The sequence below is a fragment of the Xenorhabdus griffiniae genome, from assembly GCF_001028135.1.
Lineage (GTDB): Bacteria > Pseudomonadota > Gammaproteobacteria > Enterobacterales > Enterobacteriaceae > Xenorhabdus > Xenorhabdus bakwenae.
On sequence record NZ_LDNM01000025.1, the window covers coordinates 23,501 to 30,394 of the forward strand.

Consider the following 6,894-nt stretch of genomic DNA (forward strand, 5'->3'; position numbering starts at 1 on the left):
CCCCTCAGTACTGCCAGTTCAGGCTGAAATTGACGTGGGCAGCGTCGGTTTTAAACCCATCCGGTTTGGAAAACGGCGTACCGACCGACACGTCATAGGCCAGATTTGCCGGGCGGATATGGCCTTTCAGACCGACAACGCCCCCGGCCAGTGTGCGCCCGATAATCGTTTCTGACCCATGTCCGCCGACCCGGCCGTAATCCGCCCCCAGATAAAGCTGTTGATCCGGCAACGGGGTCTGCCATGACAGGGTATTGCGCAGCGTCCAGCCTTCATCGGCGCTCAACGTGCGTTCCCCGTCAAAGCCGCGCACCGTCCAGCGGCTGCCGATACTGAACTGATCCTGCGGTGTCAGCGGGGTATGACTCCATTGCTTCTGGTATTCAACCTTGTGCTGAAAGGACTGGCGGCCCAGCTTAAAGGGCGTATTCAGTGCCACCGATAACTGGACAATTTCTGATTTTGCCGTGACATAATAGGGATCGCTTTTATTGTATCGCTCTTCCCAGGCAGGCAGCGCCCCAAACCAGCGGGTGCCTTGCTGGTAACGCACCCCGGCATCCAGTACGGCGGTGCCGATATAATGGCGGTGATCCAGCCCCAGGCTCCAGCTGCTGGTGCGGCGTTTCTGGTTATCAATTTCGGTCTGTTTCATGAAATTGCGGGTTTCACGCACATTCACACCATAAGTTAATGTGGTTTTTGAACGGGCATTACGATGCAGGACACGGCTTAATTGCGCGTTCAGGCTGCGGCTTTTTCCGCGATATCGGGCATCCCCGTTGAGTTCCGGTACGGTTTGCATATAGTGGTATTTGCTGCCGGTGACCGCAAACTGCCAGTAACCGAACGGCACCGAATAATGCGCGGTATAGTTGGTGGAGTCCTTGCGGTGGGAAAACGCCAAATCCCGGCTCAGGGAGAGATAAAACAGGTCGCTCAGCGACGTCGGGTTATCCAGCGCCAGCATCAGCCCGCCCTGCGTCTGCCCGGTGGTTTTGGTCCCGCTGTTATCCACCCAGGCCCCGACATGCCAGAAACGCGACTGCTGGCGTTTGATCAGGATATCGCTCTCACCCGGCTGCTCACCCGGCATCAGCTCCATGGAGGCCTGAACATTAGGGATACGTTGAAGGTTTTCAAGGCCTTGTTCGATATCACGCAGATCTAATACATTGCCCTCATGGGCCGGCATCGCCGTATACAGCGTCGCGTATGTATCCGACGCCTCGGTATAGCGCACCTGCTGGATTTTGCCGGCAACAACATTGAGTTTCAGTTCACCCTGACTCAAATCCTGCTCCGGCGCCAGAATGCGGGTGGTCACCCAGCCGTGGGAAATCAGCCGGTTCTGCATCGTGCTCATCAGGAGGCCAATCCCCTGCGCCCCCAGACAGTGCCCATTGGCCTGATCCGCCAGCCGTTGCAATGGCAACCAGTGCGGCAACGCGGCCTGACCGGACAGCGTCACGTGATGGATCACAAAACAGGGCGATTCGGGGGGAAATTTCAATGCAGATGGGGATACCGTTTCATCCGAAAGCCGCACCGTCGGTGCCCTGGCTTCCAAACGCTGTTCCAGTGCCTGTTGCTGCTGTTTTTGATGAATAAAGGGTTGGTCATCTGCCTGCACAGGGTGAATAGCCAATACAGCCCATCCGGCCAACCCTGCGAACAGGTTGCTGCACGTTACCGTTGCCATAATTGAACCAATAGAATACTTAATTATTATTGAATGATTTTGGGATAAACAGGAGACAGGGTATTATGGTCGAAATTGTTTTATTTTCAATCAACCTGATCGACAGATGATCAAAAAAACGGATATTTAGACTAATCAACTGTAATTACGCAACAAAACAGCAATAAATTAACATTCATTAGACATATCAGGGATAACATTAAGCATATTCATCTGCATTTTTTCTGCTGCAAAAACAAAAGCACGACAAATATGATGAAGAAAAGTAATAAGTAGCACGTTTTTCAGAGTATTCTGACGGAACAACGCTCCCCGCTTTATGACAAAAACGTGTCTCACTACTTTCCCTTCGACAACATCTTCTGCATCACCATCTGCCCGAACATACCGGCTGACTGCCTGACCTGTCCCACGCCCTGGCTCATCATGCCTGCCATATCGCCCATTCGCACCCCGGCCCACGCTAATGCGCCCAGCCAGACCATCGGCAGCACAATAAACAACGTGCCCATCACCAGCCCCATAATCAAATCGTCCGAGGTGTTCTGAATGCCTGCCAGATTAAACAGGCTATGAGTGTCTGAGCCGTACAGCGCGTCCAGTAAATAGCTGTCCAGCCAGCGGGCGGTTTCCCACCAGAAGGTCAGGAAATTCAAAGAAAATAGAGCAAACGTCAGTGTGAGTACCGTCTTAAATTCATAGGCGGAAAACAGCAGGATCAACGGGATCAGGATATACAACGCCATCAGGATCACCGCCTGCATCATGGGTAAAGCCTGACGTACCGCATCAAACATCGGAGTACTGATTAATCCCCCTAATACGGTTCCCGCCGCCGCACCGACCCGGTTGGAACCGTCCCAGACCGTAAAATCCGCGTTGCCCCCATAGCCCGCATACACATAGCCTTCCTGAGATACGGTCAGATTCACCGGGCTGACCAGACGGCGGATCACCGCTTCTTGATATTCACGGGTTTCTTTGCCCAGCATTTTGAGGGCCGCCGACAAACGCAGCCATAATCCCGGATCGGCCTGAGCCAGTACCCGGGCCTCCAGTCCGGTTTTGGGGGTTGACCACCAGGCCTGACAGGTGGGATAACCGCCCTGCCCGGTATTAGGACGGCCACTGTCCCGACTCTCATGCCACGGAAATGGCGCCCTGGGCGTTCGGGATTGCAGGGTGTGGTAATCGCCGGATAAGAAGGTGCGACTGCCCAGCCATTCAATATCATGCAGTGTGGCCGGATCGGTAGTTTGTCCCTGATCCCGTTGCTTCCACTGATAAAGTGCCAGTGCGTAACAATCATTGGTAAAATCCTGCAATTCCGCCGCCAGTGCTGGGCTACTGATACGGGTATGCTGCACCTCAAAACGCAGCTGCCTTAAATCCGGCCGGCAGGGAATGGAGGCCACCGCCGCTTGCGTTAATCCTTTTGACAGCCGGTGTACCACGGCCCACCAGAGGGGCACCGCCGCCGTCTGATTATTCAGGCTGGCGATCACCGGCGCATAACCACTTTTATCCGGCGCTTTCGGTGTCCAGATGCCACAGCTTTTGGCACGGGACGGGTCATACTGAAGGGTACTGAGGCTGACATTGACCAGCGGCACACAACACACCACCATCACGAAGAAGGCGCTGTACAAGGTATTTTCGATCCGGGCCAGTGACTGCAATCCACCACGGCCTTCCTCTTCGCCACACTCTCTCACTTTCAGCCAGACCGCGATGACCTTTATCACTAAAGGTGTTGTAAACAACCCGGTGGCAATCAGAATTTGCCATAATCCGTTATTGACCACCCAGCCAAGCAGGGTCAGAAAGTATTCCAGATAGCTGTTGGTGGTCATGCAATTCCCTCAAGATGGCCTGACAGGGCATATTCACCCAGCACAATAAACAGCAGGCTGACTACCATCACTCGTATCAATGTGGCGCGGTATTCCGGTTGGTGTATTGTCCTTTGCCCGATTTTCCGGCTGCCCCAGCCCAGCACGGCATACAGGCATAATCGCCAGACTAACCAAAATCCCCTGGTTTCGGTCACCCAATGGTGCATCTCGGTGATATTTTCCGCCTGATGCAGCCCGGCCCAGCCTATCGCTAAACTGATAACTATCACCAAAGCAATAATCAGTAATAGCACAACACCTTTTCTCAATGTGGTGATCATCGCTGCCATATCATCTTACCGCCGTTCACTGTGGGGCATTTCCAGCTGATAAAAACGGGCATCGGTACTGTCCGGCACTTGCTTTTGGGGATGGGCTTCAATCCGGCGATTTTCCCGTTCAATAATGGTCAGGATGGCGTTGCGCGACAGTTCCCGTTTCAGCAACATTTCATTTTTCAGCGCATTGATTTCCCGATCCAGCGCATCAATCCGCCGTTCTCCTTCTTCCAGAGCTTCCGGCTGGGCAGCCGCATTGGGCTCTGACATGCCGGTGATCAGCATTCGCCGCATCAGCAATGCGGTCTCGGTGGTCTCAGCCATTGCCAGTTCCCCCGCCAGACGCGCGGTCAATGCGGCACTGTCCGGATCTCGCTGCAAGGCCTGAATGACCCCTTTGGTCACGGCCAGACTGCCGGTTTTCAGTTTGGCCAGATTGGCGGCGGTCGGTTTTTCCGTGCCATTGACCAGTTTCACCAGCTGTTCAATATTGGCTTTGGTGTTCTCTTCCAGCATCGGCGCAAAGCCGGTGCCGGCCACCGTCACGCCCGGTTGCTGGGACGCCCCGCCGCTGGTGCATTCCGCGGCATTGGCACAGGTGCGGATAGCCCGGTCACCCAGCACTTTCACCACAGCCGCCGCCGCTTCGGTGGAATTCTGGAATTGGCGACAGGCACCGCCATCACACTGTTTGGTACTGACTGACGACTGGCTCAGCACCGGCAGGTGATTCATCATATTAAACCCCGCGCTGGCTAAATCACGGGTAGGCCGGATGGCACTCTGTCCCTTGCCCCCCTGTTTCTTCCCGCCAATCCACTGATGTCCGCCTGTGCCGGTCGATTTGCTGCCGGCATTATTCACTCTCACTGCATCCGCATCCCCGCTGTTAACCAGCGTTTTATACTCCTGCAGAGCAGCAGATTGTGTCCATTTACTGTTTTCAGCAAAATTCATCATCCGCTTCGCCATGTTCTGACAATTAAACTGGGCCTTATCGAACGCCACATTGGCCTGCAAGACCCCATTGGTCAGCATGTCATAGAGTCCCGGATTGGCACGCTGAATGATCATGGCAGGAAGACTGGCCACCGCGCCGGTGGCCCCCTGGATCACCTCACTCATCAGGTTCTTAAATCCGGCGGTAATGCCGTTCAGCTGGTTGCCGACCGTGGTTTTCAAATCAAAATTACCGCACATCAAATCGGAACTCCAGCCGAGTTCCAGTCCGCCCAGTTGGGTCAGGGAACGGCGGGTCGCCGGCTGTGAAATCACAGAGCCACCGCCAAGGGTATAAAACAGGGAGTCTGAGATCGCACCACTGACATCGGCACCATAGCCCAGCACACTGTTATTCACCTGCGGTAATGAGAGGGACACCACCGGCGTATTACCCTGTACAGATGCGGTTGCCAGTCCGCCCAATATCAGCAATAACCTGTTTCTTCTCGTCATTGTTCATTTCCTTATTCATTTCCTTATTCAGATATCCGTACTGCCGAGAAAACGCTGTCCCCGACGCTGACAACAGCTGTAGGGTTGCCACAGGGCATACGCCTGATTGCCGTCAATGGCAGCAGTGTGTTCTCCGTCAGGAAACACCGCGCAGGACGGGCTTAACTGCGGTGATAACCGCTGCCACTGGTGATTTTTCTTGCCGGTATTTTCTGTTACCGGTTCGGGGGGCCAATAACCGTCAGCGCGTTGACCTTTTAATGCCTGATAAACATGCGGCTGCCCGGCACGGGTGATAATATCCGCCACCCGCTGCGCCACCACGGCAGACGCTTTGTCATCATCGGTCTGAGTGACAAAGCCTGAGCGCGGGTAAACAGTGCCCCACAGATTGGCGGCCATCTGGCTGCCCAGCTCACGCTGACCGGGAATAAGCGCTTCAGGATAGAACGACTCCGGCAACCCGGTGCGCCATGCAACGGTATCCAATGTGCTGAGAAAATAAGGTACCAACGGAGTGGCGGCACTGCGGCAGGAATAACCGGGAATTTGCCCGCCTATCAGGCTGGTAGCGGGATGCCCGATGGCATCCGCATATTTAAAACGCAGACTGGTGCGCCGTTGTCCTGCAATCTGGGTATTGTGATTACCCCCGCCTGCGGTCAGGTAAGATAACGCCCCGGTGACGGCATTTTCCAGCCCGCCGGATAACCGGCTGACCTGGGCCATTTCTGACCACGGGTTGCCGCCGGGCGCATGATAGGTGGACACGACCGCTTCAGGCAGGTAATGAGTGACTTTAACCGAGGTTTTTACCGTGCAGCCGTGCCAGGAACAAAACAGCCAGTAACAAATACTACTGACCCGCCACTGAATACAGGCGGGTGAGAGACTGCTGGCCACAATCTGAGCGGTGTTGAGGGAAGCCTGCGCAAAGGGCGCAAACGCAGCAACCAGCGTGATGACAACAGGAAAAGCAAGGCGGGGTGTCTTCATGGTTGACGCTGCTCCCTGAGGGCGTTCGCTTTTGCCACATCCGCCGTACCATACACGACGTCCCGGTCATCAAATACCACGGCAGGGTACTTGCGCACCCCTGATTGCCAGGCATCAACAACAGCACGATAGGCATTGATAAATTGGTGCTCCTGCTCACGCCATTGGGGAGATTGCAGTATCACTTGTGCCTCTCTCGCCGCTTGCTGCGGGTCGGCAGACAAGTGAGCGAAGATTTGTCTCTGATGTTGTTCAGCCGCATCCAGCCAGACAATGTGTGTGTCCGGGGAAAAATTGACGGGAGGATGCTGGCTGTCGGTATAGATAACTATCTTCGCATTGGCCGATAATGAGGCCAGCACTCCCACCCAAAGCAATAAAGCCGACTTCCACATAGTGCATTTCCCGTTTCATTAACCATCGGGATAGCCTGAAGAAATGTGTTGCAGAAATCAGCCCTTAATTAGTTTTCCGAAAAATGAAAAAAAGGATTGAAGTACAAAGCAATCTATGGTCTTCCCCGTTTTTGCAACACTCATTTTGATGTATGGTTGGCTTGCTTAAATCT

At 54.3% G+C, this 6,894-nt stretch carries 6 protein-coding genes; all 6 read right to left on the bottom strand.

The window, feature by feature from the left end:
* Positions 1 to 4: 4 nt before the first annotated feature.
* Complete coding sequence (locus AAY47_RS07190; RefSeq protein ID WP_047768319.1) at positions 5 to 1,702, bottom strand: ShlB/FhaC/HecB family hemolysin secretion/activation protein; 1,698 nt, start codon at positions 1,700 to 1,702, stop codon at positions 5 to 7.
* A gap of 338 nt (positions 1,703 to 2,040) precedes the next feature.
* Positions 2,041 to 3,555, bottom strand: a complete 1,515-nt coding sequence (locus tag AAY47_RS07195; protein WP_047768321.1) for a conjugal transfer protein TraG N-terminal domain-containing protein — start codon at positions 3,553 to 3,555, stop codon at positions 2,041 to 2,043.
* On the bottom strand, positions 3,552 to 3,887 hold the full coding sequence (locus tag AAY47_RS07200) for a hypothetical protein (protein ID WP_047768323.1): 336 nt from the start codon (positions 3,885 to 3,887) through the stop codon (positions 3,552 to 3,554). Before AAY47_RS07200 ends, AAY47_RS07195 begins: the two co-directional genes overlap by 4 nt.
* A gap of 6 nt (positions 3,888 to 3,893) precedes the next feature.
* Positions 3,894 to 5,330 carry an integrating conjugative element protein gene (locus AAY47_RS07205; RefSeq protein WP_047768324.1) on the bottom strand — a complete coding sequence of 479 codons (1,437 nt, stop codon included), beginning with the start codon at positions 5,328 to 5,330 and terminating at the stop codon, positions 3,894 to 3,896.
* Positions 5,331 to 5,357: 27 nt separating this feature from the next.
* Positions 5,358 to 6,326, bottom strand: a complete 969-nt coding sequence (locus AAY47_RS07210; protein WP_047768326.1) for a TIGR03756 family integrating conjugative element protein — start codon at positions 6,324 to 6,326, stop codon at positions 5,358 to 5,360.
* Complete coding sequence (locus AAY47_RS07215) at positions 6,323 to 6,721, bottom strand: TIGR03757 family integrating conjugative element protein (RefSeq protein ID WP_047768327.1); 399 nt, start codon at positions 6,719 to 6,721, stop codon at positions 6,323 to 6,325. The genes AAY47_RS07210 and AAY47_RS07215 overlap by 4 nt, the downstream gene beginning before the upstream one ends.
* Positions 6,722 to 6,894 lie beyond the last annotated feature (173 nt).

Bases quoted from the DNA above. Each gene is read 5' to 3' on its own strand.
- AAY47_RS07215 (WP_047768327.1), bottom strand. From the start codon at position 6,721: ATGTGGAAGTCGGCTTTATTGCTTTGGGTGGGAGTGCTGGCCTCATTA.
- AAY47_RS07190 (WP_047768319.1), bottom strand. From the start codon at position 1,702: ATGGCAACGGTAACGTGCAGCAACCTGTTCGCAGGGTTGGCCGGATGG.
- AAY47_RS07210 (WP_047768326.1), bottom strand. From the start codon at position 6,326: ATGAAGACACCCCGCCTTGCTTTTCCTGTTGTCATCACGCTGGTTGCT.
- AAY47_RS07200 (WP_047768323.1), bottom strand. From the start codon at position 3,887: ATGGCAGCGATGATCACCACATTGAGAAAAGGTGTTGTGCTATTACTG.
- AAY47_RS07205 (WP_047768324.1), bottom strand. From the start codon at position 5,330: ATGACGAGAAGAAACAGGTTATTGCTGATATTGGGCGGACTGGCAACC.
- AAY47_RS07195 (WP_047768321.1), bottom strand. From the start codon at position 3,555: ATGACCACCAACAGCTATCTGGAATACTTTCTGACCCTGCTTGGCTGG.